Genomic DNA, 25,011 nt, shown 5'->3' with positions numbered 1-25,011 from the left:
CGCAGCGCGACGCGGCGCGGCCCTGGCGACATCCACATAGTGACCACAGCCGTCCGCCCCGGTATGGGCGTTTATGGCCGCGTACACCCGCTCCGGCCGGGACGGAAGGGCTGCGCGGCGCCCACGTCACGGGGCCGTGCGGGTGGCGAACCTCACAGGCCGAGGAGGACGGCTGTGAGGTCCGCGCCGCCTCGGATCAGGCCGCCGCGTTCTCCGTCACGGTGACCTTTCCCTTGCGGATGGTCGCCACCCGGGGTGCCTTGCGGGCCAGGGAGCTGTCGTGCGTGACCATCACGAAGGTCAGCCCGTGCTCCTTCCACAGCCCGTCGAGCAGGTCCATGATCTCGTCACGCATGGACTCGTCGAGGTTGCCGGTCGGTTCGTCGGCCAGCAACACCTTCGGCCGCTTCACCAGCGCCCGGGCGATCGCGACGCGCTGCTGCTGTCCCCCGGACATCTCGCTCGGCAGATGGGTGGGCCGGTCGCCGAGGCCGACCGACTCCAGGGCCTCCGCGGCGCGTTCGCGGCGAGCCTTCGTACCGAGGCCGAGGGGCACGAGCGCGGTCTCGACGTTCTCCTGGGCGGTGAGCGTCGGTATCAGGTTGAAGCTCTGGAAGACGAAGCCGATGGACTCGGCACGGACCTTGGTGAGCCGGGACTCGGGGAGCCTGGCCAGGTCGACGCCGTCGAGCTCGACGGTGCCGGAGGTCGGCCGGTCGAGTCCGCCGAGCATCTGGAGGAGGGTGGACTTGCCTCCGCCGGTCGGGCCCTGGATGACGAGGCGTCCGCCGTCCTCGATGGTCAGATCGACTCCGGCGAGCGCGTCGACGGGATTCCTGCCGCGCATGTAGCGCTTGGTGACGCCCTTGAGCTGGTACACGTGTGGACTCCTGCTGTACGTACGAGAGGGGAGGGTGCGGGGCTGGTCAGGCGACGCGGCGCAGCGCGTCGGCCGGCCGCAGCCGGGAGGCCCGCCAGCCGCCGAAGGCTCCCGCGACGAGTCCACCGGCCACCGCCAGGCCGACGGCGACGAGGACCGTGGAGAGGGAGACCGGTGCGGTCAGTGCGATGTCGAGGGTCTTGGCCGCGGTCTGACGGCCGGGACCGCCGCCGCCCATCGGGCCACCGCCGCCCATGCCGCCTCGGCCGCCCGTGGAGCCGAGCTGGGCGGTGAGGGTGGGGCTGACGGCGGTCACGACGTAGGCGCCGGCGAGGCCGACGGCGATACCGAGGACGCCGCCCATCAGGCCGTTGACGAGGGCTTCGCCGATGACCTGCCGGGTGACGCGTCCGCTCTTCCAGCCCAGGGCCTTGAGCGTGCCGAACTCCCGTACACGGCGGCTGACCGCGGAGGAGGTGAGGAGGCCCGCGACGAGGAACGCGGCGATCAGGACGGCGACGGACAGCCACTTGCCGACGCTGGAGGCCAGGTCGGAGGCGGTGGAGAGGGAGCCGGACACCGTGTCGGCGAGGTCGGCGGAGGTGGTGACCGTCGCGCCGGAGATGTTCTTCTGGATGGCGGCCTTGACGGTGTCGATCTGCTGGGAGTCGACGGCCTGGACGTAGACCGTGGTGACCTCGTCCTTGGAGTCGGCGACGGTCTGCGCCTGCTTCAGCGGTATGTAGACGTTGGCGGCCGCGTCACCGCTGTCCGCCGTCGCGACACCGACGATCGTGTACGCGGTGCCGGAGATGGTGACGGTCTTGTCGACCGCGAGTTCCTTCTCCTCGGCGTAGGCGGAGTCGACGACCGCGACCTCGGCGTCGGTCTCGGCGGCCTCGAACGTACGCCCCTCGGTGATCTTGGAGGAAGTCAGCGGGCCGAGGTCCTGCTGGGTGACGTCGGTGCCGTACACGGTGAAGGAGTTGACGTCGAAAGAGGCTCCGCCGCCCTGGACCTCACCCTGAGGCCGGCCGCCTCCGCCCTGCCCGCCGCCGGTCCCGCCCTGCGCGGCGCTCTCGTCCTGCTTGAACTCACCGCGCTCGAACTGGCCGTCGACCTTCATGACCGTCAGGCTCAGCCCGCCGACGGCGTCGGCGACGCCGTCCTGCTCGCCGACCTTGCCGACGGTGCCGGCGGCCAGTGTCTGGAAGCCCTGGACCATGACCCGGTCGGTGCTCTGGGTCGCGTCCTCGTCGTCCTGGGCGTCGAATTCGAACCGGGGACGTCCGGTGCCGCCGGCACCCTGGGCGGCTGCGGCCTTGGTCACCGTCATGTCCGTGCCCAGGCCGTACAGCGATTGCAGGACCTTGTCCTGGGCCTTGCTCATGCCCGAGGAGACCGAGCTGACGATGATGACGAGCGCAATGCCGAGGGCGAGCCCCGAGGCGACGACGAGCGACGCCTTTCTGCGGCGGCGCAGCTCGCGCCGGAGGTAGGTGAAGAACATGGCGCGAAGATATGGAGCGGGCGTGATGAGGAGTTAAGTCTCCGGTGAGAGCGGGATGAGAACACTGCCGGCGCGCATACGCACCCGGCGCGCGCACACGCCGAAGGCGGCGGCGCCCGGAAGGATCCGGGTGCCGCCGCCTTCGGAGAGGAAAGGGGCGCGGGCGGGGATCAGGCGGCGGAGCCCGCCGTCCACTCCGACCAGTTCATGTTCCAGCCGTTGAGGCCGTTGTCCGCCGCGATGGTCTTGTCCGGGGAGTTCTTGACGATGACCACGTCGCCGATCATGGAGTTGTCGTAGAACCAGGCACCGGCGGTACCCGGGTCGTCGGCGCCCTTCGTGTCGGACAGGCCGACGCAGCCGTGGCTGGTGTTGGCGCTACCGAAGATCGACTTGGCGCCCCAGTAGTTGCCGTGGATGAAGGTGCCCGACGTGGACAGCCGCATGGCGTGCGGCACGTCCTTGATGTCGTACTCACCCTTGCCGTCGTCGTCCGTGAAGCCGACCGTCGAACCGTCCATGCGGGTCTCCTTGAACTTCTCGGAGATCACCATCTGGCCGTTGTACGTCGGGTTCTCGGAGGATCCGGCGGAGATCGGGATGGTCTTGATCGTCTTGCCGTCCCGGGTGACGGTCATGGTGTGCGCCTTGGCGTCCACGGTGGAGACCTGGTTACGGCCGACCTTGAAGGTGACCGTCTTCTGCTGCACACCCACGACGCCGTCGGCGCCCTCGACGCCGTCCAGCGCCAGCTTCAGCGTGACGGTGGAGCCGCCCTGCCAGTAGTCCTCGGGGCGCAGGTCCAGGCGCTTGTTGTTGAACCAGTGGCCGACGACTTCCTGGCCGCTGCTGGACGTCACCTTGATGCCGTCCTGGACAGCCTTCCGGTTCGTGATCTCCTTGTTGAAGTTGATCGAGACCGGCATGCCCACGCCGACGGTGGAGCCGTCCTCGGGGGTGAAGTTGCCGATGAAGCTGTTCTCCGGCGAGACGGTGGTGAAGGAGCTGTTGGCGTGCGCCGCGCGGTCCTTGGCGTCGGTCGCGGTCGCGCTGATCTTGTACGTCGTGGAGCGCTCGAGCTGACCGCCCGGCTTCCAGCTGGAGCCGTCGGCCGCGAGGGTGCCCTCGACGGCGTCGCCCTCCGCCGTGGTCATGGTGACCTCGGTCAGCTTGCCCTTGGCGACGGTGACCATCGCGGCGTTGTTGATGCTCGCGTTGGTCGCGCCGTTCTTCGGCGCGATCGTTATCTGCGCCTCGGAGGCATCCTTGGCCGCGGCTTCGTCCACCTGTGCCTGTGACGACTTCGAGCTGTCGGAACTCGCGCTGCCCGATCCGCCGTCGTCACTGCAGGCGGAAAGCACCAGAACGCCGCCGAGCAGTGCGGACGCGGCCATGAGGCCCTTGCGCCGCTTGCTGTCCGTCATCACACGCTTCTCCATCGTTGCCGATTCCCCAAAATCCCCGGACGCGGTCGCCCGCCGGCGATTCCCCGTCAATGTTCCAAGAACACCGTGAGCGGGTCTTCCGTTCCACATCCACCGGAGATGTGGGGAACACCACTCATCGACGCACCCGGGACCACGGCGGTTCCCGCCATCTGTGAGGAGTGCCCCGAGGGCGTCAGCGTTCCGTGTTCCCGCCGCCTTCTTCGTCGTCCGTCTCATTGTCCTCGATCCCGTAGTACGCCTCGTCCCCGTCCTCTCCGGCGGCCCAGTCCTCGGCGTCCGGGTCGTAGTCGACCGTCTCGCTGCTCCAGGAGGCCTGGGCGAGCTCGACCCCGGGCACCTGACTGACCAGATCGAACGGGTCGATCAGCGAGGCGAGGGCCTCCGCTGCGTCTTCCCTGACCGTCTCCTCGGCATGCGTGCGTTCCTCGGCGGACTCGTCGGCGGATGCGCCGGTGGCGGTGAAATCGGCGGCGATGCTTTCCAGCGCCGTTCCGGTCAGGGCGTCCGCGTCGCTGATCTCCAGCACCATCTCCACGCGAAGCCGAACAAATGAGGGTGTCTCCGAAGTGCTCATACGCCGGAGCGTAAGGCCCTGGGCAGCTGTGGGTTTCCTCCGACCCGCTGCTTTGCTTAGCATCGGCCCACGGGGCTAACTGATGGCTGTCGCAAGGGGATCGATTCTGTGTCCATCGCTCGTCGCACGCTGCTGACCACCACAGCGGCAGGCACCCTGCTCTGCGCTCTCTGGTTCGTCCCCTCCGCCAAGGCGACCGACGGAACAGTTCCGCAGAGTGCTTCCACCGGCTCGTCCGCCGGTTCCTCCACCGAGGCCCGACAGGCCTCCACCACGGGGGAGTTCACCTCCGACGACCGGCTCGCCGACACCGGGGCGGGCATCGACACGACTCCCTACCTGATCGGCGGCACGGCGTCGCTGGCCGTCGGCGCGGGGTTCGTCGCGTATGCGGTACGCCGGGGCGGGACGTCGTACCCCGGCATCTGAGGTGCGCACGAGGGCTGCCGCGTCCCACGGGGTGCGGCAGCCCTACGCGTGTACCGGTTCAGGCCAGCGGGCCGGTCACCGTCTCAGCGGCCGCGACCAGCTTCCCCTCCCGTACGAAGGCGTCGGCGGCGGCCAGGTCGGGGGCGAGGAACCGGTCGGGGCCGGGCCCCTCGACACCGGCGGCCCGCAGCGCTCCGATGACGGCCTGGGAGGCGGGCGCCGGGGTCAGCCCCTCGGCTGCGCGCAGCTCGACGGCACGCGTGGCGGCGTACAGCTCGACGGCGACGATCCGCGCGAGGCCGTCGACCGCCGTACGCAGTTTCCGCGCGGCCGACCAGCCCATGGAGACGTGGTCCTCCTGCATCGCGGAGGACGGGATCGAGTCGACGGACGCCGGGACCGCGAGCCGCTTCAGTTCACTGACCAGGGCGGCCTGGGTGTACTGGGCGATCATCAGCCCCGAGTCGACGCCGGCGTCGTCGGCGAGGAACGGGGGCAGCCCGTGCGAGCGGTTCTTGTCGAGCAGCCGGTCCGTGCGGCGCTCGGTGATCGACCCGAGGTCGGCGGCGACGATCGCCAGGAAGTCCAGGACGTACGCGACGGGCGCGCCGTGGAAGTTCCCGTTGGACTCGACCCTGCCGTCCGGAAGCACCACGGGGTTGTCGACGGCCGAGGCCAGCTCACGGTCGGCGACCAGCCGCCCGTGGGCCAGGGTGTCGCGTCCGGCGCCGTTGACCTGCGGCGCGCAGCGCACGGAGTAGGCGTCCTGGACCCGGGGGGCGTCGTCCTGATGATGACCGGTGAGGCCCGAGCCCGCGAGCACCCGCAGCATGTTGTCGGCGGAGACGCCCTGGCCGGGGTGCGGGCGGATGGCGTGCAGCTCGGGGGCGAGGACCCGGTCCGTGCCCAGCAGCGCCTCCAGGGAGAGCGCCGCGGTGATGTCCGCGCCGGTGTAGAGGTTCTTCAGGTCCGCCAGGGCCAGGACGAGCATGCCGAGCATGCCGTCGGTGCCGTTGAGGAGGGCGAGGCCCTCCTTCTCCCGCAGTTCGACGGGGGTGATGCCGTGCGCAGCGAGGAGTTCGCCGGCCGGCCGCACGGTGCCGTCGGGGCCCTCCGCCTCGCCCTCCCCCATCAGGGTCAGGGCGCAGTGCGAGAGCGGGGCGAGGTCGCCCGAGCAGCCGAGTGAACCGTACGCGTGGACGACGGGGGTGATGCCCGCGTTGAGCACGTCGGCCATGGTCTGCGCGACGTCCGGGCGTACGCCGGTGTGGCCGGAGGCGAGCGTCTTGAGCCGGAGGAACATCAGCGCGCGGACGACCTCGCGCTCGACGTGGGGGCCCATGCCCGCCGCGTGCGAGCGGACGATGTTGCGCTGCAGCTGGGCCCGGAGGTCCGGGCTGATGTGCCGGCTGGCGAGGGCTCCGAAGCCGGTGGAGACGCCGTAGACCGGCTCGGGCTTCGCGGCGAGGGCGTCGACGATCTCCCGGGCGGCGGCGAGCGCCTCGACGGCGGCTGCGGAGAGTTCGACCCGGGCGCCCTGTCGGGCCACGGCGACGACGTCCTCGGCGGTGGTTCCGGACGTCCCCACCACGACTGTATGCATATCCATATTCAGAAGCGTACGGACTGAAACCTTCTCTGTCACGAGTGGTCGCGCGGTTGACCCCTTACGACCCCACTCGCGACCTCACCCGGGCGGATTGCCGCGCAGCCTGCGGCGGTCGTGGGGGGACTTGGGCGGGGAGTCCGCGAGCCGGATCACATCACCGTCGCGCCCCGCGACCACCGGCCGCCTGGAGTGGGCGGCCTTCGCCTGGTACTGAGCGGCGTCCGCCAGCCGGAAGAGCCGGCGGGCGGACGGGACCGGGCCGATGTCGTCGCCCGTGGAGGCGACCCCGCAGGCGACCCCGTCACCGATCTCGAGGTCGACGGCCCGCGCGCAGAGTTCCTCGGACACCCGGACCACGTCGTCCGACGGGGGACCCACGGCGAGCAGACAGAACTCGTCCCCGCCCAGGCGCGCGGCCAGCGCCTCGGGGAGCATCGCGCCGCAGAGCGAGAGCACGGAGCCGAAACGTTCCAGCAGGCGGTCGCCGACCGCGTGGCCATGGGTGTCGTTGACCACTTTGAGCCCGTTCACATCGCAGACGACCAGGCTGACCACGGCCCCCTCGGTGCGGTGCAGGTCCAGCGCCTCGTCGAGGCGGAGGTCGACGGCCCTGCGGTTCGCGAGGCCGGTCAGCGGATCGGTGAAGGCCAGCTTGCGGACCTCCTCCAGCCGCTCGGTCTGGGCGATACCCGCCGCGACGACGGCGGCCAGCACGGTCGCGAAGTCCGCGTCGTCCCGGTCGAACACCGGCGTACCCGCCGGACGGGCCACATACAGCTCACCCCAGGCCCGCCCGTGCAGCACGATCGGCGCCACCACGCAGCAGCCCCGCCCGCGCCTGCGCAGCGCCGCTACCCGCTGGTGGCAGTACGGACGGGCCCCCCGGGCCGGCGCGCCGGTGGCCGGGGCCCCGTCGGCGGTCTCCACCCAGGCGTCGGGCTCACCGCCACCCGCCCAGCGTTCGTGCAGGAACTCGGTGATCTCCGGGTACTGGTGCACCGGGTACGCCTCGGCCTCGGGGAACTCCTCCTCCCCCTCGGCCCGCTCTCCCGCGTTCACCAGCACGCGGAGCCTGCCCTGCTCCCGCTCCCAGACGGAGAGGGCGGCGAAGCTGCCCCCCAGGGCCTGGCACGCCCCCAGCGCCGCGGCACGCCAGGACTCACGCGGGGTGTAGGCCGCCGCCATCGTCTGTGCCAGCGCAACCACGGCGCGCAGCCGTGCATCATCACCGCCCATCGCCCCAGTTTAGGGAGGTTCACGATGATTCGATCCATCGGCAGCGCTGATGATCTTCACCCGGTGGAGCCGGTCCTACTCGCCGGGCCAGCTGGGCTTCCGCTTCTCGTTGAACGCGGCGACGCCCTCCGCGCGGTCCCCGGAGAAGGCCACGGACCGCCAGGCGGCGTCCTCGACCTCGAGCCCGGCCCGCAGGTCCAGCCCCTGTCCCAGCCGCAGCGCCCGCTTGGCGGCCCGGAGCCCCACCGGCGAGTTCGCCGAGATCCGCGCGCCGAGAGCCAGCGCCTCCTCCCGGTCCCGGCCCGCCTCGACCAGCTCGTCGACCAGGCCCAGCTCACGGGCCTCGGCAGCCTCCACCCGCCGCGCGCTGAAGACCAGCTCGGCGGCGCGCGCCGCGCCGACCCGGCGGGGCAGGAGCTGCGTACCGCCGCCGCCGGGGATGACGCCGACGGACACCTCGGGCAGGCCGACCAGGGCCGTACGGTCGGCCACGATCACGTCGCAGGCCAGGGCGAGCTCGAAGCCGCCGCCGAGGGCGAAGCCGTGCACGGCGGCGACGACCGGCATCGGCAGCTCCAGCACGCCGGTGTACGCCGCCCTCGCCGTGGGCCGCTGCCGTACGAGCTCGGCGTCGGTGAGCGAGTTCCGCTCCTTGAGGTCCGCGCCGACGCAGAAGGCCCGCTCATGGCTGGAGGTGAGCACGGTCGCCCGAACCCCCTGATCGGCGCCGAGGGCGGCGCAGGCGTCGGCGATGGACCGCGCCATCGCGGTGCTCACGGCGTTCATCGCCTCGGGCCGGTCGAGCACCAGCTCGGCGACGTGGTCCAGCCCCTCGTGCCGCCGTACGACGACGAACTCCCCGAACCTCTGCTCCGACGTGACACCCATGTCTGCACCCCTCCGGTCAACGAGCGTTGCCGGAATCCTAGGGCGTGTTTCGAAAGTAGCGCCGTCCGCCCGAAGGGCGGGCCTGGCGGCGTCTGGTGCATGCGATCGCAAGGCGGAGGGTCGCCCCGATACTGGATGTATCGGGGTGATCCCGACAACGCGGCGAGCGTGCGTGCCAGGCGTCGCCAGGCAGGCGGGACTTTCGAAACACGCCCTAGGCGGGGGCCTGAGCCGCTCCCCCAGGAACCGGGGCGCCGCCCCCGGACATCGGGGGAGCGCGTCAGGTCGCCGCCTTGCCGCGCCGGGCCAGCAGCCACGGTTCCACCACGCCCAGCCCCCGCACCGGCCGCTGCCACATCGGCTGCAGCCCGAAGCGGTACGACGGCGGCGGTGGCTCCTCGTCCGGGCGGTGGCCCTCCTTCTCCGCCAGGCGGGCCCGCTCGGCCGCCGCCGCGGCCTCCTCGGCCTCGGATTCGGGGGCGTCGCCGTGTCTGACCAGCTCCGCGGCGAACGCGCCGTCCACCAGCACCGCGTCCTTGGGCGCTATCGACGTGAGCCTGCTGGCCAGATTCACCGTCGTGCCGAACACATCACCCATGCGTGTGGTGACCGTGCCGAACGCGATGCCGACCCGCAGCGCGGGCATCGTCGTGTCCTGGGCCATCGCCTCGACCAGCCGGAGCGCTATCTCGCCCGCCGTGCCCGCGTCGTCCGCCGCGAAGAGGACCTCGTCGCCCAGGGTCTTGATCAGCCGTCCGCCGTGTGCGGCGACGAGGTCCGCGGAAGTCGTCTCGAAGGTCTCGACCAGCTCACCGAGCTCCTCCTCCTCCAGCCGCCGGGTCAGCCGGGTGAAGCCGACGAGGTCGGCGAAGCCCACGGCCAGCCGCCGGTCGACCATCTCGTCGTCGTCGGTCGCCTGCACGACCCTGCCCGTCGCGGCGGCGAGCTGGCGCCGCCAGACGTAGACCAGGAACTCCTGCAGCTCCGGCAGGAGCAGCTCGATCAGCGGGTAGGTGACCTCGGTCCGTGTCATGCCGGGCTCGGGAGGCTCGGTCAGGCCCTCCAGGAAGGAGTCGATCTGCCAGTCCGCGAGCCGGGCGGTGGTCTGCCCTGTCGACCGGGCCACCTGGATCGCCATCGGCTCGCTGAGCAGCCCGGCCTCCACGAGACCGGCGAGGCGGCGCAGCGCCAGGACGTCGGCCTCGGTGAGCGCCTTGGCCTGCCCGATGTCGGCGAAGCCCATGGCGCGCCAGAAACGGGACGCCAAATCCATGGAGACCCCGGCGGTCCTGGCCGCCTGGAACGGCGTGTAGCGGCGGTCGGCCCCCAGGATCAGGGCCTCCAGCCGGATGGCCAGCGGGTCGTCCGTCGGTTCGGCCGTGTGGTCGACCTCGTGATGCGGTGTCGAGTGGACGGACGGTCCCGACGAGGGCTCCGCGCCGTCGTCGGAGTTCGTGTCGTCGACGGTCACCGGCCGCCTCCTGCCCGTTCCCTGCGCACTGCCCTGCCGATCTGTCGCTGGATCGCCTCAACGATACGGCAGGTGTGCCCTGGCTCACGTCCTGGTGGCACCGTTCTCACCTGATCCGCTGTCCCGCACGTGGGTGGCATCACCCGGATGTCCGGGACCGCCGGATCAGACGAGGCCGCCCTCCTCCCCGCGCAGGTGGACGATGTCCCCGGCCGACACGGGCTCCTGGAGTCCGTCGCCCGTGGCCAGCACGAGCCGCCCGTCGCCGTCGATCGCCACGGCCTCGCCGACGACGGACCGGTCGCCCGGCAGTTCGGCCCGCACCGTCCGGTCGAGGGTGGCGCAGCCGGCCGCGTACGCCGCCTGGAGCCCGCTGTCGGCGGCGTCGCCGTGGGCGCCCCGCCATTGCCCGTACCACTGCTCCAGTGAACGCAGGACGGCCCGGAGCAAGGTCTCGCGGTCCGTGGAGACCGCTCCGGCGAGCGCCAGCGAGCCCGCGTGCGGGGCGGGCAGCTCGGCCGCGCGCAACGAGACGTTGAGGCCGATGCCGATGACGACGCCGTCCCCGGCCCGCTCGGCGAGGATGCCGCCGGTCTTGCGTTCCGTGCCGTCGATCATCACCAGGAGGTCGTTGGGCCATTTCAGTGCCATGTCGACGCCCGCCGACTGCGCCAGGCCCGTCGCGGCCGCGACACCGGTCAGCAGCGGCAGCCAGCCCCACCGTTCGACGGGCACGTCGCCGGGGGTCAGGTACACCGAGAGGAAGAGCCCCGAGCGGGGCGGCGCCGTCCAGGTCCGGTCGAGGCGTCCGCGGCCGGCGGTCTGCTCCTCGGCGACCAGCACGGCGCCTTCGGCCTGCCCTCCGGCGGCGGCCCGTGCCGCGAGGTCGGAATTGGTGGACCCGGTCGCCTCGACGACGTCGAGCGAGGTCCACAGCCCGCCTGGCTTCAGCAGCCCCCGACGGAGCGCCGCGACGTTCAGTGGCGGCCGCTCGAGGTCCGACCAGCGGTTGTGCGGCGCATCAGGAGGTGTCATGCAACCCACATTAGGTGTGGCCAACGACGCACTGCCGACGGGTATCCGCGCCGATACGCTACGGATCAGTAGCTGAGCCGACGAGCAGGCAGCCGTCGTGCACCGATGGGACCAGAACCTCTACTGGATGAACCAGCCGTCCCCGTGATCAGGCAGGGAGCCGCCACCCGATGTCCGAGCCGCAGAGCGATATCCACACCACCGCCGGCAAGATCGCGGACCTGCAGCGCCGTATCGAAGAGGCCACACACGCAGGTTCCGCACGTGCGGTCGAAAAGCAGCACGCGAAGGGCAAGTTGACCGCCCGGGAGCGCGTCGAGCTCCTGCTCGACGAGGGCTCCTTCGTGGAGCTCGACGAGTTCGCACGGCACAGGTCCACCAATTTCGGGATCGAGAAGAACCGCCCTTACGGGGACGGTGTCGTCACCGGTTACGGCACGGTCGACGGCCGTCCCGTCTGCGTGTACTCGCAGGACTTCACGATCTTCGGCGGCTCGCTCGGCGAGGTCTACGGCGAGAAGATCGTCAAGGTCATGGACTTCGCGATGAAGACCGGCTGCCCCGTGATCGGCATCAACGACGGCGGCGGCGCGCGCATCCAGGAGGGCGTGGCCGCCCTCGGGCTGTTCGCGGAGATCTTCCGCCGCAACGTGCACGCCTCGGGTGTCGTCCCGCAGATCTCCCTGATCGTCGGGCCGTGCGCGGGCGGCGCGGTCTACTCCCCCGCGATCACCGACTTCACGGTGATGGTCGACCAGACCTCGCACATGTTCATCACCGGACCGGACGTCATCAAGACGGTCACCGGCGAGGACGTCGGCTTCGAGGAGCTGGGCGGAGCCCGCACGCACAACACCACGTCGGGCGTGGCCCACCACCTGGCGGGCGACGAGAAGGACGCCATCGAGTACGTCAAGTCCCTGCTGTCCTACCTGCCGTCGAACAACCTCTCCGAGGCCCCGGCCTTCCCGGAGGAGGCGGACCTGGAGACCACGGACCAGGACCGCGAGCTCGACACCCTCATCCCGGACTCGGCGAACCAGCCCTACGACATGCACACCGCGATCGAGCACGTCCTCGACGACGGGGAGTTCCTGGAGACCCAGGCGCTGTTCGCGCCGAACATCATCACGGGCTTCGGACGCGTCGAGGGCTACCCGGTCGGCATCGTCGCCAACCAGCCGATGCGGTTCGCCGGCTGCCTGGACATCGACGCGAGCGAGAAGGCCGCCCGCTTCGTCCGCACGTGCGACGCGTTCAACGTGCCGGTCCTCACCTTCGTCGACGTCCCCGGCTTCCTGCCGGGTGTCGACCAGGAGTACGGCGGGATCATCCGCCGCGGCGCCAAGCTGATCTACGCGTACGCCGAGGCGACCGTCCCGCTGATCACGGTCATCACCCGCAAGGCGTTCGGCGGCGCGTACGACGTCATGGGGTCCAAGCACCTGGGCGCCGACCTGAACCTGGCCTGGCCGACCGCGCAGATCGCGGTGATGGGCGCCCAGGGCGCGGTGAACATCCTGCACCGCCGCACGATCGCCGCCGCCGACGACCCCGACGCCACCCGCGCCGAGCTGATGGCCGACTACGAGGACGCGCTCCTCAACCCGTACGTCGCCGCCGAGCGCGGCTACGTCGACGCGGTGATCATGCCGTCCGACACCCGGGCGCACCTCGTGAAGGGCCTGCGCCAGCTCCGTACGAAGCGCGAGTCCCTGCCGCCGAAGAAGCACGGCAACATCCCCCTCTGACCACCGGGAGTCACCATGATCAAGGTCGTACGGGGCAATCCGACCCCGGAGGAGCTGGCCGCCGCCCTCGCGGTGGTCCGGGCACGCGCGGCGTCGGTGGCCGCGGAACCGTCCGGTGCTCCGCTGCCGCCCGAGGAGTGGTCGGATCCGGGCAGGATCGCCCGCCGGGGCGCGCTGCGGCCGGGGCCCCGCTCGTGGGCACGGACGTACTGGCCCTCCTGAGGACCCGCCGAGCGGCGCTTGAGTACGCGTACTCAGGCGCCGCAGCCGTGTCCGGAGCACCATCGGAAGCATGCTGTGGTCCGACCCCGAGAACAAGCCTCCGAAGGAACTGCGCGACGCCCAGGACATGATGCGCCGCGCGGGTCTGCTGCTCGCGCTGGCCATGGTCGTGGCGATGTTCGTCCTGGGCACCCGCTGAGGGTTTCCGCCCCGCCTACGATGGCGGGTATGACTGCTCAGCGCCGCCTCGTGCTCGCCTCCGCCTCCCCCGCCCGTCTCGGCCTCCTGCGTCAGGCGGGTTTCGCCCCCGAGGTGATCGTCAGCGGTGTGGACGAGGACGCTCTCACCGCGCCGACCCCGGGTGAGCTGGCGCTCGTCCTGGCCGAGGCGAAGGCCGGCGTGGTGGCGGCCCTTCCCGAGGCCGCGGGCGCGCTCGTCATCGGCTGCGACTCGGTACTGGAGCTGGACGGCGAGGCACTCGGCAAGCCCGCCGACAGCGAGGAGGCCACCGCCCGCTGGAAGTCGATGCGCGGCCGGTCGGGCATCCTGCGGACGGGGCACAGCGTCATCGACACGGCCACCGGCCGTACGGCGTCGGCCACCGCGTCCACCGTCGTCAGGTTCGGCGAGCCGACGGACGCGGAGGTGGCGGCCTACGTCGCTTCGGGTGAGCCGCTGCACGTCGCCGGGGCCTTCACCCTGGACGGTCGCTCGGCGCCGTTCGTCGAGTCGATCGAGGGCAGCCACGGCAACGTCATCGGGCTCTCACTGCCGCTGCTGCGCCGACTGCTCGGCGAACTGGACGTGTCCGTCACCGACTTGTGGGTCTGAGCGGCACCGTCACACCGGCGCCCGCTCCGCAACGATCCCGCCCGCTTCCGGTTCACCCCGTTCGTACGCCACCAGCGTCAGCACGATCAGGGCCAGGACGGCCATCAGGAACGCGAAGGCCGCCCAGCCGAGCAGCCCCACCGCCAGTGCGCCCAGCACCCCGTGGACGACCGCGCAGGCGACGAGGGCGATCCTGCCGAAGCGGCCGGGGGCCCGGTCGCGTATCCCGGCCAGCAGCGGGATCAGCCCGCAGAGCACCAGCAGGACCCCGGAGGCACCGCCCATCACCCACGTACCGGTGACCATGACGTCCGGGTCCGTCCCGGCCAGGGACATGCTCTGGTTCCCGGCGACCGTCGCGAGGACGCCGTTGACGACGACGATGCCCACGGCTTCCACGAACAGAACGATCGCGGTCACGAAGGCCACTGGTCTGCGCACCACGGCGCCTCCCCCTGTTACCTGCAGTACGTGCGTAGCGCGGACCTTACATGGAGGCACCCCCCGCTCGTTAAGGGCTCGGGGGAAGGCAATAGTGGGGACAAGGGGTGGCGCACGGACGGGGCCGCCCTCACGGCGCGGCAAAGAATCCCTCGGCCGTTCGTAGGGACTCCACAAAGAAACGCCGCGCGGCGTTGACCGTCCGGACAGAGACTTGGGCCACACTTCGTGGCTACTGTGCGGTTGAGGATCCCGGCGTACCTTGGTGCGACAAGGGATTTCGCGACTCGAGCAAGCATCGAATCACACTCCGTGTGGGCAAGTTCACTATTGGGGACGGGTCGTACGGCCGTGTCGGTAGTCCCTAAACTCAGCTTGTTCTCAAGGAGGGAGTCATCGTGCGCAAGGTGCTCATCGCCAACCGTGGCGAAATCGCTGTCCGTGTTGCTCGGGCTTGCCGGGATGCCGGAATCGGGAGCGTAGCCGTCTACGCCGATCCGGACCGGGACGCTCTGCATGTGCGCGCGGCCGACGAGGCGTTCGCTCTGGGCGGTGACACCCCGGCCGCCAGCTATCTGGACATGGCCAAGGTGCTCCAGGCCGCCAAGGACTCCGGGGCGGACGCGATCCACCCCGGTTACGGCTTCCTGTCGGAGAACGCGGAGTTCGCCCAGGCCGTGCTCGACGCGGGCCTGACGTGGATCGGCCCGCCGCCGCACGCGATCCGGGACCTCGGTGACAAGGTCGCCGCCCGTCACATCGCGCAGCGCGCCGGTGCCCCGCTGGTGGCCGGCACGCCGGATCCGGTGTCCGGTTCGGCCGAGGTCGTGGAGTTCGCCGAGAAGAACGGTCTGCCGATCGCGATCAAGGCGGCGTTCGGCGGTGGCGGGCGCGGGCTGAAGGTGGCCCGCACGCTGGAGGAGATCCCCGAGCTGTACGACTCGGCGGTCCGGGAGGCCGTGGCGGCGTTCGGCCGGGGCGAGTGCTTCGTGGAGCGCTACCTCGACAAGCCCCGGCACGTGGAGACCCAGTGCCTGGCCGACACCCACGGCAACGTCGTGGTCGTGTCCACCCGTGACTGCTCGCTGCAGCGCCGCCACCAGAAGCTGGTCGAGGAAGCCCCCGCGCCGTTCCTGTCCGAGGCGCAGAACGAGCAGCTGTACGCGGCGTCGAAGGCGATCCTGAAGGAAGCCGGTTACGTCGGCGCCGGCACCGTGGAGTTCCTCGTCGGTGCCGACGGCACGATCTCCTTCCTGGAGGTCAACACCCGCCTCCAGGTCGAGCACCCGGTCACCGAGGAGGTCACCGGCCTCGACCTCGTCCGCGAGATGTTCCGCATCGCCGACGGCGAGGAGCTCGGCTACGGCGACCCGGCCGTGCGCGGGCACTCCTTCGAGTTCCGGATCAACGGCGAGGACCCGGGCCGCGGCTTCCTGCCCGCCCCCGGCACCGTCACCCTGTTCGCCCCGCCGGCCGGCCCCGGTGTCCGTCTGGACGCGGGCGTCGAGTCCGGCAGCGTCATCGGTCCGGCATGGGACTCCTTGCTGGCCAAGCTGATCGTGACCGGCGCGACCCGTGAGCAGGCCCTGCAGCGCGCCGGGCGTGCCCTGGCGGAGTTCCAGGTGGAGGGCATGGCGACCGCCATCCCGTTCCACCGTGCGGTCGTGGCCGACCCGGCCTTCACGGCGGACCCGTTCCGGATCCACACCCGGTGGATCGAGACCGAGTTCGTCAACGAGATCAAGCCGTTCGCGGCGCCCGCGGACGCGGAGGCGGACGAGGAGTCCGGCCGCGAGACCGTCGTCGTCGAGGTCGGCGGCAAGCGCCTGGAGGTCTCGCTGCCCTCCTCGCTCGGCATGAGCCTCGCGCGTACGGGCCTGGCGGCCGGCGCCAAGCCCAAGCGCCGCGCGGCGAAGAAGACGGGCTCCGCCGCCTCCGGTGACACCCTCGCCTCCCCCATGCAGGGCACGATCGTCAAGATCGCGGTCGAGGAGGGCCAGGAGGTCAAGGAGGGCGACCTCATCGTCGTCCTCGAAGCCATGAAGATGGAGCAGCCCCTCAACGCCCACCGCTCCGGCACCGTCAAGGGCTTGGCGGCGGAGGTCGGCACCTCGGTGTCGTCCGGCGCCGCGATCTGCGAGATCAAGGACTGAGCGCACTCTTCCCGCACTGGGGGCCCGGCATCCGCCGGGCCCCCAGTGGCATCCTTGGGACGCGGAGCGGACAGCAGGAGGACAGAGCGATGGCGATGAGCACGGCACCGACACCGGCACGGCCGATGCGCGCCGACGCGCGCCGCAACTACGACCGGCTGCTGAGTGAGGCGCGTACGTCCTTCGCCGCGCAGGGCACGGACGCCTCGCTGGAGGACGTCGCCCGGCGGGCGGGCGTCGGCATCGGCACGCTCTACCGGCACTTCCCGAACCGTCAGGCCCTGATGAACGCGGTGTTCCAGGAGGCCTTGACCGCCCTGCTCGCCCGCTCCCGCGAACTGGCGGAGGCGGACCAGCCGTGCAGCGCCCTGGTGGAGTGGCTGGGTGCGATCGTCACCCATGCGGGTGAGTACCGCGGCCTGGCTCAAGCGCTCATGTCGGCTTCCGGGGACGAGACTTCGGCGCTGACGTCCTGCCATGTGCCGCTGCGCCAGGCGGGTGCGCGACTCCTGACGCGCGCGCAGTCGAGCGGCGCGGTGCGGGCGGACGTGTCGATCGACGACCTACTGCAGCTGACGAACGCGATCGCGCTGGCCGCGGAGCAGACCCCGGCCGATCCCGCCCTGGCCGACCGCCTGCTGCGGCTGACGCTCCAGGGCCTGAAGGCCCACCCGGTGGGCCACGACGCAGCGCCGGGCCCTGCCGACGGTGACTGAGCGCGCCCTCTCGCGCCCGCCCGGTGCTTGCCGCAGCCCTACCGGCGTCTTAGATCCGCGACCCGCCCCTCCGCCAGCGCGGCGGCGCTCCGCAACTGCGGGCCGAGCCCTCCGGGCCCGCCATGGCCGCTCTGGGTGCGGCGTTGACCCGGCAGCGGCATCTCCTGACGGGTCTGCCGCCCGGGCGGCGGGGCGTCACCCGCGGTGGAGTTCGCGTCGGGTCCCGCGACCGTGATCTCCACGCCCTGGTCGGCCAGGGCCTGCAGTTCCGTGGCGGCGCGCTCGTCGTGGGCCGGCGGCCCGTCCGTCACCAGACGGGTGATCAGCTCCGTGGGCACCGTCTGGAACATGGTGTCGGAGCCGAGCTTCGTGTGGTCCGCCAGGACCACCACCTCGGCCGCGGCCTGTACCAGGGCCCGGTCCACGCTCGCCGAGAGCATGTTGGACGTGGACAGACCGCGCTCCGCGGTCAGCCCGCTCCCGGAGAGGAAGGCCCGGCTCACCCGCAGCCCCTGGAGGGACTGCTCGGCACCGCTGCCGACGAGTGCGTAATTGCTCCCGCGCAGGGTGCCGCCCGTCATCACCACTTCCACCCGGTTGGCATGGGCCAAAGCCTGGGCGACCAGCAGTGAGTTGGTGACCACGGTCAGGCCGGGCACCCGCGCGAGCCGGCGGGCCAGCTCCTGCGTGGTCGTTCCGGCGCCGACCACGATGGCCTCGCCCTCACCGACCAGGCCGGCCGCCAGGTCGGCGATGGCCGTCTTCTCCGCGGTGGAGAGATGGGATTTCTGCGGAAAGCCGGACTCCCGCGTGAAACCGCCCGGCAAGACCGCACCGCCGTGCCGGCGGTCGAGGAGTCCTTCTGCCTCCAGTGCCCGCACGTCCCGCCGTACGGTCACTTCGGAGGTCTGGACGACGCGGGCGAGCTCACGGAGCGATACCGCCCCGTTGGCGCGCACCATTTCGAGGATCAATTGACGACGTTCTGCAGCGAACACGAAACTGACAGTAACCTGGCCGTAGGTTGCTTTTCAGCAGTTTGCGCCGAATAAGAGAAGTTGCGCACAGACAGGGCCCCCTGGTGGTATAGGAGGCCCTGCGGTCGTGAGGAACGGTCGGTACTACGCCTCGCCCGCGCTCTTACGGGTGTGCAACTGCCGGGCCACTTCGGCGATCGAGCCGGACAGCGACGGGTACACGGTGAACGCGTTCGCGATCTGCTCCACCGTCAGGTTGTTGTCGACGGCGAGCGAGATCGGGTGGATCAGCTCACTGGCGCGCGGCGCGACGACACAGCCGCCGACCACGATGCCGGTACCGGGGCGGCAGAAGATCTTGACGAAGCCGTCCCGGATGCCCTGCATCTTGGCGCGCGGGTTGCGCAGCAACGGCAGCTTCACGACACGGGCGTCGATCCTGCCGGAGTCGACATCGGCCTGGCTGTAACCGACGGTCGCGATCTCGGGGTCGGTGAAGACGTTCGCGGAGACCGTCTTCAGGTTCAGCGGGGCCACCGCGTCGCCGAGGAAGTGGTACATCGCGATGCGGCCCTGCATCGCCGCCACGGAGGCCAGGGCGAAGATCCCGGTGACGTCACCGGCCGCGTACACGCCGGGGGCGCTGGTGCGGGAGACCCGGTCGGTCCGGATGTGCCCGGACTCCTTGAGCCGCACCCCTGACTCCTCCAGGCCCATGCCGGCGGTGTTGGGGATCGCGCCGACCGCCATCAGGCAGTGCGTGCCGGAGATGACGCGGCCGTCGGCCAGCGTGACCTCGACACGGTCACCGACGCGCTTGGCGGACTGGGCGCGGGAGCGGGCCATGACGTTCATGCCGCGGCGCCGGAAGACGTCCTCCAGCACGGCGGCGGCGTCCGGGTCCTCACCGGGGAGCACCCGGTCACGGGAGGACACCAGGGTCACGCGCGAGCCGAGCGCCTGGTAGGCGCCGGCGAACTCGGCGCCGGTGACACCGGAGCCGACCACGATGAGCTCCTCGGGGAGCTCGTCCAGGTCGTAGACCTGGGTCCAGTTGAGGATGCGCTCGCCGTCGGGCTGGGCGTCCGGGATCTCCCGGGGGTGGCCGCCGGTCGCGATCAGTACCGCGTCGGCGGTGAGCCGCTCCTCGGTGCCGTCGGCCGCGGTCACCACGACCTGACGGGACCCGTCGGCGGCCTGGAGGCCGTCCAGCCTGCCGCGGCCGCGCATGACCCGGGCGCCCGCACGGGTGACGGAGGCGGTGATGTCGTGGGACTGGGCGAGCGCGAGCCGCTTGACCCGTCGGTTGACCTTGCCGAGGTCGACGCCGACCACCCGGGCGGCCTGCTCCAGGTGCGGGGTGTCGTCGGCGACGATGATGCCGAGTTCCTCGTAGGAGGAGTCGAAGGTGGTCATCACCTCGGCCGTCGCGATCAGGGTCTTGGAGGGCACGCAGTCGGTGAGGACCGACGCGCCGCCGAGCCCGTCGCAGTCGACGACGGTCACCTCCGCGCCGAGCTGGGCGCCGACCAGTGCCGCCTCGTATCCGCCGGGGCCGCCGCCGATGATCACGATCCGGGTCACGAAATGTCCGCCTCGCGTGGTGTCATCCCACGGCCGTCTGCCGCCCCGGCCGGGGGTCCGGGGGATCGCCCCGGCGTATGCAGTACGTAATTCATTGTCCCGCACGCGCCAAGCTGCTTCTCCCCGGGGCCCTCCATACGGGAACGCCGCCGGTCGGGGCAGGGCGTCCGGTCCCCCGCACACCCCCACGACCGGGGGGTTTTTCCTCGCCGGATCCGCCACACCCCCCGCCGCCTCCCGTACCCTCGACCCCATGTCGCTCTACGCCGCGTACGCCGGCAACCTCGACGCGCGGCTGATGACGCGCCGCGCACCGCACTCCCCGCTGCGCGGCACGGGCTGGCTCAACGGCTGGCGGCTGACGTTCGGCGGGGAGCAGATGGGCTGGGAGGGCGCGCTGGCCACGGTGGTGGAGGCGCCCCGGTCGCAGGTGTTCGTCGCGCTGTACGACCTGGCTCCGATGGACGAGGACTCCATGGACCGCTGGGAGGGTGTCGGCCTCGACATCTACCGGCGCATGCGGGTGCGTGTGCACACGCTGGACGGCGAGGAACCGGCCTGGATGTACGTCCTCAACGGCTACGAGGGCGGGCTGCCCTCGGCCCGCTACCTGGGCGAGGTGGCGGACGCCGCCGAGTCAGCGGGCGCGCCCCACGACTACGTGATGAACCTCCGCAAGCACCCCTGCTGAACCGGGCCGCCGGGCCCTTCCCGCCCCGCTGCTGTACGAAGATACGAACACGATCGGCCAGACTCTCCGGGGCCACATCTACGCGCGTAGGGATTCAGCGGTTACCCTCATCCGCGTGAACGCATCTGTTATTCCGGACCACATCCAGGGCGACCCGTACGCCGCCGCTGCCGACGCCGCCGCCCGCCTGCGCGAGCTGACCGGCGCCGAGACCCACGACGTCGCTCTCGTGATGGGCTCCGGGTGGGCCCCCGCCGGCGATGCGCTCGGCGTCCCGGAGGCCGAGTTCCCTGTCACCGCGCTGCCCGGATTCCCGGCCCCGGCCGTGGAGGGCCACGGCGGCACGATCCGCTCGTACCGGATCGGCGAGAAGCGCGTCCTGGTCTTCCTGGGCCGCACGCACTACTACGAGGGCCGAGGGGTCGCCGCCGTCGCGCACGGCGTCCGGACGGCCGTCGCGGCGGGCTGCGGGACGGTCGTCCTGACGAACGGCTGCGGAGGTCTGCGGGAGGGCATGCGCCCCGGCCAGCCGGTCCTCATCAGCGACCACATCAACCTCACGGCGACGTCGCCGATCGTGGGCGCGAACTTCATCGACCTGACCGACCTGTACTCGCCCCGTCTGCGCGCGCTGTGCAAGGAGATCGACGAGACGCTCGAAGAGGGCGTGTACGTGCAGTTCCCCGGCCCGCACTACGAGACCCCGGCCGAGATCGGCATGGTCCGTGTCATGGGCGGCGACCTGGTCGGCATGTCCACCGTCCTGGAGGCCATCGCGGCACGGGAGGCGGGCGCGGAGGTGCTGGGCATCTCCCTGGTCACCAACCTCGCCGCGGGCCTGAGCGGTGAGCCCCTCAACCACGAGGAGGTCCTCCAGGCCGGCCGCGACTCGGCGACCCGGATGGGCGCGCTGCTGGCGCGGGTCCTGGACCGGATCTGAGCAGCACCGGCCCGGCCCCGGGGCCCTGGGCAACAAGAATCGTCCCCGCCGGCGTCTGAGGCGCGGGGGCCCGGGTACAGAGCCCCCGGCAGCCCCGCGCCCCGGCCCCACACACCCGCACCCGCACCCGCACCCGCAGAAAGGCGGACACCGTGCAGCAGGACCTCATCACGCGGGCCAGGACCTGGCTCGCCGAGGACCCGGACCCCGAGACCCGCGCGGAGCTCGCCGGACTCATCGACGCCGGTGACCTCACCGCGCTCGCCGACCGCTTCGCGGGCACGCTCCAGTTCGGCACGGCCGGCCTGCGCGGGGAGATCGGCGCCGGTCCGATGCGGATGAACCGCTCCGTCGTCATCCGCGCCGCCGCCGGACTCGCGGCGTACCTGAAGGCGCGGGGTCGGATCGGCGGGCTCGTCGTCGTCGGCTACGACGCCCGCTACAAGTCCGCCGACTTCGCCCGCGACACCGCGGCCGTCATGACCGGCGCGGGCCTGCGCGCCGCCGTACTCCCCCGCCCGCTGCCGACCCCCGTCCTCGCGTACGCCGTACGGCACCTGGGGGCCGTCGCCGGGGTGGAGGTCACGGCCAGCCACAACCCGCCGCGCGACAACGGCTACAAGGTCTACCTCGGCGACGGCTCGCAGATCGTGCCCCCGGCCGACGCGGAGATCGCCGCGGCGATCGCGGCGGTCGGCCCGCTCGACGGCGTACCGCGTCCGGAGTCGGGCTGGGAGACCCTCGGCGACGAGGTCCTGGCCGCCTATCTCGCCCGTACGGACGCCGTCCTCAGCCCGGGCTCGCCGCGCACCGCGCGGACCGTCTACACGGCGATGCACGGCGTGGGCACCTCCGTCCTGACGGCTGCCTTCGCCCGGGCGGGCTTCCCCGAGCCCGTGCTGGTGGCCGAACAGGCGGATCCCGACCCCGCGTTCCCCACCGTGACCTTCCCCAACCCGGAGGAGCCCGGCGCCATGGATCTCGCGTTCGCGACCGCACGCCGAGCGGGACCGGACATCGTCATCGCCAACGACCCGGACGCCGACCGCTGCGCCGTCGCCGTACCGGACCCCTCGGCCGGGGGCGGCTGGCGGATGCTGCGCGGCGACGAGGTCGGCGCGCTGCTCGCCGCCCACCTGGTGGAACAGGGCGCCACCGGGGTGTTCGCGGAGTCGATCGTGTCCTCGTCCCTCCTCGGCAGGATCGCGGAGAAGGCGGGCCTGGGCTACGAGGAGACCCTGACGGGCTTCAAGTGGATCGCCCGCGTCGACGGCCTGCGCTACGGGTACGAGGAGGCGCTGGGCTACTGCGTGGACCCGGAGGGCGTCCGCGACAAGGACGGCATCACGGCCGCGCTGCTGATCGCCGAACTCGCCTCCGTACTCAAGGAGCAGGGCCGCACCCTCCTGGACCTGCTCGACGACCTCGCGGTCGCACACGGCCTGCACGCCACGGACCAGCTGTCGGTCCGGGTCGAGGACCTGACGGTCATCGCGAACGCCATGCGACGCCTGCGCGAGACGCCCCCGACCGCCCTGGCGGGCCTCCCCGTCACCTCGGCCGAGGACCTGTCCCGGGGCACGGACGCCCTCCCGCCCACCGACGGCCTGCGCTACCACCTCACGGGCGCGCGGGTCATCGTCCGCCCGAGCGGCACCGAGCCCAAGCTCAAGTGCTACCTGGAGGTCGTGGTCCCGGTCGCCTCGGCGGACGAGCTGCCCGCAGCGCGCGCGAGGGGCGCGGAACTGCTGGCGGGCATCAAGCACGACCTGGCGGCGGCTGCCGGGATCTGACCCGGCCCGCGGTCGGGGGTCGTCGGGGGATACGGACAGACCGACGCCCGTTCTGAGCAGATATCGCTGTCCGTAACTCCCCGGCGACGAGGTGCCGCCGGCGCCCCGCGCCGGCCCGTCAGCTGATCGCGAGCAGCACCACGAGCAGCACCGCGCCGACGGCGGCCGGGGCGAGCACCTCGTAGGCCCAGCGGACCGACGCGGTGGTCGTGCCCGGCTCCTCGCGGTGGCCGGCGCGCTCGGCGAGCTCCCGCAGGTCCGCCACCGTCCGGTCCGCGGCCGCCACGCGGGCCTGGGTGTCGCGGACGTCGGCGGTCGCGGAGGTCCGGCCGTACGGGTCGTCGGTGGCCTGCCGGGCCGCCTTCCTGGCCGCGCGCTTGCGCTCGCGCAGGGAGACCGGGACCGCCCACAGCTGGTACTTCGCGCCGCTGTGGGTGAAGAGCTCGCTCGAGTACGAGGCGCGCACGGTGGAGACGTCACTCCAGGGCAGCACGATCGTGCGGAAGGGGTTGCGGATCCGGATCCGCTCCTCGTCGGCGAACACCGCGGGCCGCAGGGTGAACGCCACGATCAGCGGGATCACCGTCAGCAGCGCGGCCAGTGCCACCCATGGCACCCACCCGGCGCCCCGGAACACCGCGTCGCCGCCGATCCAGCCGACCAGCAGGATCAGCAGCACGCCGCTGACCAGCCCGGCGCCGGAACGGTAGGTCCGGTCGGCGTAGGCGGGCTCGTCGGGGGGTGTGGGGCTCGTCATGCGTCGATTCTGCCTGAAGGGGGGACGTGCCCGAGGAGGGGCCTCGTCCGGGCTGGTGGAGGACCCGGAACGGGAGGGCCCCTGTACAGGTCGCTACGCGCGTAGATATGCTCAGGTGGTGACCATGCCCACCACTGCTCCGGCATTCTCCGACGCGACGGCGTCCGACAGTGCGCTGCGCCGCTTCCTGCACGGGCTGCCCGGCGTCGACACCGTCGGCCTCGAAGCGCGCGCCGCCGCCCTCGGTACCCGATCGATCAAGACGACCGCCAAGGCGTACGCCATCGATCTCGCCATCTCGATGATCGACCTGACCACGCTGGAAGGCGCGGACACCCCGGGCAAGGTCCGGGCCCTCGCCGCCAAGGCGGTCAACCCCGACCCCACCGACCGTACGACCCCGCGCACCGCGGCCGTCTGTGTCTACCCCGACATGGCGGCGACCGCCGTCGCCGCGCTGGCCGGCTCCGGAGTGAAGGTCGCGTCCGTCGCGACGGCCTTCCCCGCCGGGCGTGCCGCGCTGGACGTCAAGCTGGCGGACGTCCGCGACGCCGTGGCGGCCGGGGCCGACGAGATCGACATGGTGATCGACCGGGGTGCCTTCCTCTCCGGCCGCTACCTCAAGGTCCACGAGGAGATCGCCGCCGTGAAGGCCGAGTGCGGCTCCGCGCGGCTGAAGGTGATCTTCGAGACCGGCGAGCTGTCCACGTACGACAACATCCGGCGGGCCTCCTGGATCGGGATGCTGGCGGGCGCGGACTTCATCAAGACGTCGACCGGCAAGGTCGCCACCAACGCCACCCCCGCGAACACCCTGCTGATGCTGGAGGCCGTGCGCGACTTCCGGGAGCAGACCGGCGTACAGGTGGGCGTGAAGCCCGCGGGCGGCATCCGTACGACCAAGGACGCGGTCAAGTTCCTCGTCCTGGTGAACGAGACCGCGGGCGAGGACTGGCTGGACAACCACTGGTTCCGCTTCGGCGCCTCCAGCCTGCTGAACGACCTGCTGATGCAGCGCCAGAAGCTCAGCACCGGCCGTTACTCCGGCCCCGATTACGTGACGGTGGACTGATAC

24 protein-coding genes are annotated in these 25,011 nt (G+C 71.6%); 11 read left to right on the top strand and 13 right to left on the bottom strand.

Going from position 1 to position 25,011, the window contains the following annotated elements; translation table 11 throughout:
- Nucleotides 1–196: 196 nt before the first annotated feature.
- The 4 genes from ACFYSH_RS03275 to ACFYSH_RS03260 form a co-directional block, all read right to left on the bottom strand.
- Nucleotides 197–880, bottom strand: coding sequence for an ABC transporter ATP-binding protein (locus tag ACFYSH_RS03275; RefSeq protein WP_359467059.1), 684 nt, complete (start codon nt 878–880; stop codon nt 197–199).
- 46 nt (nt 881–926) lie between these two features.
- Nucleotides 927–2,390: an ABC transporter permease gene (locus ACFYSH_RS03270; protein WP_388750635.1), complete on the bottom strand. Its 1,464-nt coding sequence runs from the start codon at nt 2,388–2,390 to the stop codon at nt 927–929.
- A 170-nt stretch (nt 2,391–2,560) separates the two neighbouring features.
- Nucleotides 2,561–3,829, bottom strand: coding sequence for an Ig-like domain-containing protein (locus ACFYSH_RS03265; RefSeq protein WP_359467065.1), 1,269 nt, complete (start codon nt 3,827–3,829; stop codon nt 2,561–2,563).
- A 181-nt stretch (nt 3,830–4,010) separates the two neighbouring features.
- Nucleotides 4,011–4,412, bottom strand: coding sequence for a hypothetical protein (locus ACFYSH_RS03260; protein ID WP_359467068.1), 402 nt, complete (start codon nt 4,410–4,412; stop codon nt 4,011–4,013).
- Nucleotides 4,413–4,520: 108 nt separating this feature from the next.
- Between ACFYSH_RS03260 and ACFYSH_RS03255 the strand changes: the two genes are divergently transcribed.
- The gene (locus ACFYSH_RS03255; protein ID WP_359467070.1) at nt 4,521–4,841 is read left to right on the top strand and encodes a hypothetical protein; all 321 of its coding nucleotides are present in this window, start codon (nt 4,521–4,523) and stop codon (nt 4,839–4,841) included.
- Nucleotides 4,842–4,899: 58 nt separating this feature from the next.
- Here ACFYSH_RS03255 and hutH read toward each other — a convergent pair whose 3' ends face one another.
- The 5 genes from hutH to ACFYSH_RS03230 form a co-directional block, all read right to left on the bottom strand.
- Nucleotides 4,900–6,450 carry a histidine ammonia-lyase gene (gene hutH / locus ACFYSH_RS03250; protein ID WP_359467073.1) on the bottom strand — a complete coding sequence of 517 codons (1,551 nt, stop codon included), beginning with the start codon at nt 6,448–6,450 and terminating at the stop codon, nt 4,900–4,902.
- Between the two features lie 78 nt (nt 6,451–6,528).
- Complete coding sequence (locus ACFYSH_RS03245) at nt 6,529–7,686, bottom strand: diguanylate cyclase domain-containing protein (RefSeq protein ID WP_388750630.1); 1,158 nt, start codon at nt 7,684–7,686, stop codon at nt 6,529–6,531.
- A 75-nt stretch (nt 7,687–7,761) separates the two neighbouring features.
- Nucleotides 7,762–8,574: an enoyl-CoA hydratase/isomerase family protein gene (locus ACFYSH_RS03240; RefSeq protein WP_388750627.1), complete on the bottom strand. Its 813-nt coding sequence runs from the start codon at nt 8,572–8,574 to the stop codon at nt 7,762–7,764.
- A 280-nt stretch (nt 8,575–8,854) separates the two neighbouring features.
- Entirely contained in the window at nt 8,855–10,045 is a 1,191-nt protein-coding gene (locus ACFYSH_RS03235; protein WP_359467081.1) for an adenylate/guanylate cyclase domain-containing protein, read from the bottom strand.
- A 165-nt stretch (nt 10,046–10,210) separates the two neighbouring features.
- Nucleotides 10,211–11,080 carry a biotin--[acetyl-CoA-carboxylase] ligase gene (locus tag ACFYSH_RS03230; RefSeq protein ID WP_359467084.1) on the bottom strand — a complete coding sequence of 290 codons (870 nt, stop codon included), beginning with the start codon at nt 11,078–11,080 and terminating at the stop codon, nt 10,211–10,213.
- Nucleotides 11,081–11,250: 170 nt separating this feature from the next.
- Between ACFYSH_RS03230 and ACFYSH_RS03225 the strand changes: the two genes are divergently transcribed.
- The 4 genes from ACFYSH_RS03225 to ACFYSH_RS03210 all read left to right on the top strand — a co-directional run bounded on the left by ACFYSH_RS03225 (nt 11,251) and on the right by ACFYSH_RS03210 (nt 13,884).
- Entirely contained in the window at nt 11,251–12,831 is a 1,581-nt protein-coding gene (locus ACFYSH_RS03225; protein ID WP_359467087.1) for an acyl-CoA carboxylase subunit beta, read from the top strand.
- A gap of 15 nt (nt 12,832–12,846) precedes the next feature.
- Complete coding sequence (locus ACFYSH_RS03220; RefSeq protein ID WP_359467090.1) at nt 12,847–13,053, top strand: acyl-CoA carboxylase epsilon subunit; 207 nt, start codon at nt 12,847–12,849, stop codon at nt 13,051–13,053.
- Between the two features lie 70 nt (nt 13,054–13,123).
- Nucleotides 13,124–13,252, top strand: coding sequence for a morphogenic membrane protein MmpB (mmpB, locus tag ACFYSH_RS03215; protein WP_099174806.1), 129 nt, complete (start codon nt 13,124–13,126; stop codon nt 13,250–13,252).
- 20 nt (nt 13,253–13,272) lie between these two features.
- Complete coding sequence (locus ACFYSH_RS03210; RefSeq protein ID WP_388750622.1) at nt 13,273–13,884, top strand: Maf family protein; 612 nt, start codon at nt 13,273–13,275, stop codon at nt 13,882–13,884.
- Nucleotides 13,885–13,893: 9 nt separating this feature from the next.
- Here ACFYSH_RS03210 and ACFYSH_RS03205 read toward each other — a convergent pair whose 3' ends face one another.
- Nucleotides 13,894–14,325: a hypothetical protein gene (locus ACFYSH_RS03205; protein WP_388750845.1), complete on the bottom strand. Its 432-nt coding sequence runs from the start codon at nt 14,323–14,325 to the stop codon at nt 13,894–13,896.
- Nucleotides 14,326–14,723: 398 nt separating this feature from the next.
- Here ACFYSH_RS03205 and ACFYSH_RS03200 point away from each other — a divergent pair, with 398 nt between their 5' ends.
- Both ACFYSH_RS03200 and ACFYSH_RS03195 read left to right on the top strand, forming a co-directional pair.
- The gene (locus tag ACFYSH_RS03200) at nt 14,724–16,478 is read left to right on the top strand and encodes an acetyl/propionyl/methylcrotonyl-CoA carboxylase subunit alpha (protein ID WP_388750620.1); all 1,755 of its coding nucleotides are present in this window, start codon (nt 14,724–14,726) and stop codon (nt 16,476–16,478) included.
- A gap of 89 nt (nt 16,479–16,567) precedes the next feature.
- Nucleotides 16,568–17,194: a TetR/AcrR family transcriptional regulator gene (locus ACFYSH_RS03195; RefSeq protein WP_388750617.1), complete on the top strand. Its 627-nt coding sequence runs from the start codon at nt 16,568–16,570 to the stop codon at nt 17,192–17,194.
- A gap of 38 nt (nt 17,195–17,232) precedes the next feature.
- Here the strand turns inward: ACFYSH_RS03195 and ACFYSH_RS03190 are convergent, their stop codons facing one another.
- Together ACFYSH_RS03190 and ACFYSH_RS03185 are read right to left on the bottom strand one after the other, a co-directional pair.
- Nucleotides 17,233–18,192, bottom strand: a complete 960-nt coding sequence (locus ACFYSH_RS03190) for a DeoR/GlpR family DNA-binding transcription regulator (protein ID WP_359467101.1) — start codon at nt 18,190–18,192, stop codon at nt 17,233–17,235.
- A gap of 123 nt (nt 18,193–18,315) precedes the next feature.
- Nucleotides 18,316–19,755: an NAD(P)H-quinone dehydrogenase gene (locus ACFYSH_RS03185; protein WP_359467104.1), complete on the bottom strand. Its 1,440-nt coding sequence runs from the start codon at nt 19,753–19,755 to the stop codon at nt 18,316–18,318.
- Nucleotides 19,756–20,008: 253 nt separating this feature from the next.
- On the opposite strand from ACFYSH_RS03185, the gene ACFYSH_RS03180 reads away from it, so the two are divergent.
- The 3 genes from ACFYSH_RS03180 (at nt 20,009) to ACFYSH_RS03170 (ending at nt 23,179) form a co-directional block, all read left to right on the top strand.
- Entirely contained in the window at nt 20,009–20,446 is a 438-nt protein-coding gene (locus tag ACFYSH_RS03180) for a gamma-glutamylcyclotransferase (protein WP_073746014.1), read from the top strand.
- A gap of 115 nt (nt 20,447–20,561) precedes the next feature.
- A complete protein-coding gene (locus ACFYSH_RS03175; protein ID WP_359467107.1) occupies nt 20,562–21,386 on the top strand; it encodes a purine-nucleoside phosphorylase in 825 nt (274 codons plus the stop codon).
- A 152-nt stretch (nt 21,387–21,538) separates the two neighbouring features.
- Nucleotides 21,539–23,179, top strand: coding sequence for a phospho-sugar mutase (locus ACFYSH_RS03170; protein WP_359467110.1), 1,641 nt, complete (start codon nt 21,539–21,541; stop codon nt 23,177–23,179).
- A 118-nt stretch (nt 23,180–23,297) separates the two neighbouring features.
- Here ACFYSH_RS03170 and ACFYSH_RS03165 read toward each other — a convergent pair whose 3' ends face one another.
- Entirely contained in the window at nt 23,298–23,936 is a 639-nt protein-coding gene (locus ACFYSH_RS03165) for a PH domain-containing protein (RefSeq protein ID WP_359467113.1), read from the bottom strand.
- A 124-nt stretch (nt 23,937–24,060) separates the two neighbouring features.
- Here ACFYSH_RS03165 and deoC point away from each other — a divergent pair, with 124 nt between their 5' ends.
- Nucleotides 24,061–25,008 (top strand): deoxyribose-phosphate aldolase, encoded by a 948-nt coding sequence (gene deoC / locus ACFYSH_RS03160; protein WP_359467116.1) that lies wholly within the window; start codon nt 24,061–24,063, stop codon nt 25,006–25,008.
- Nucleotides 25,009–25,011 lie beyond the last annotated feature (3 nt).

The sequence above is a fragment of the Streptomyces sp. NPDC005791 genome, assembly GCF_042871485.1.
In the GTDB taxonomy this organism is placed as follows: domain Bacteria; phylum Actinomycetota; class Actinomycetes; order Streptomycetales; family Streptomycetaceae; genus Streptomyces.
This window is presented reverse-complemented; position numbering and strand designations above follow the sequence as displayed.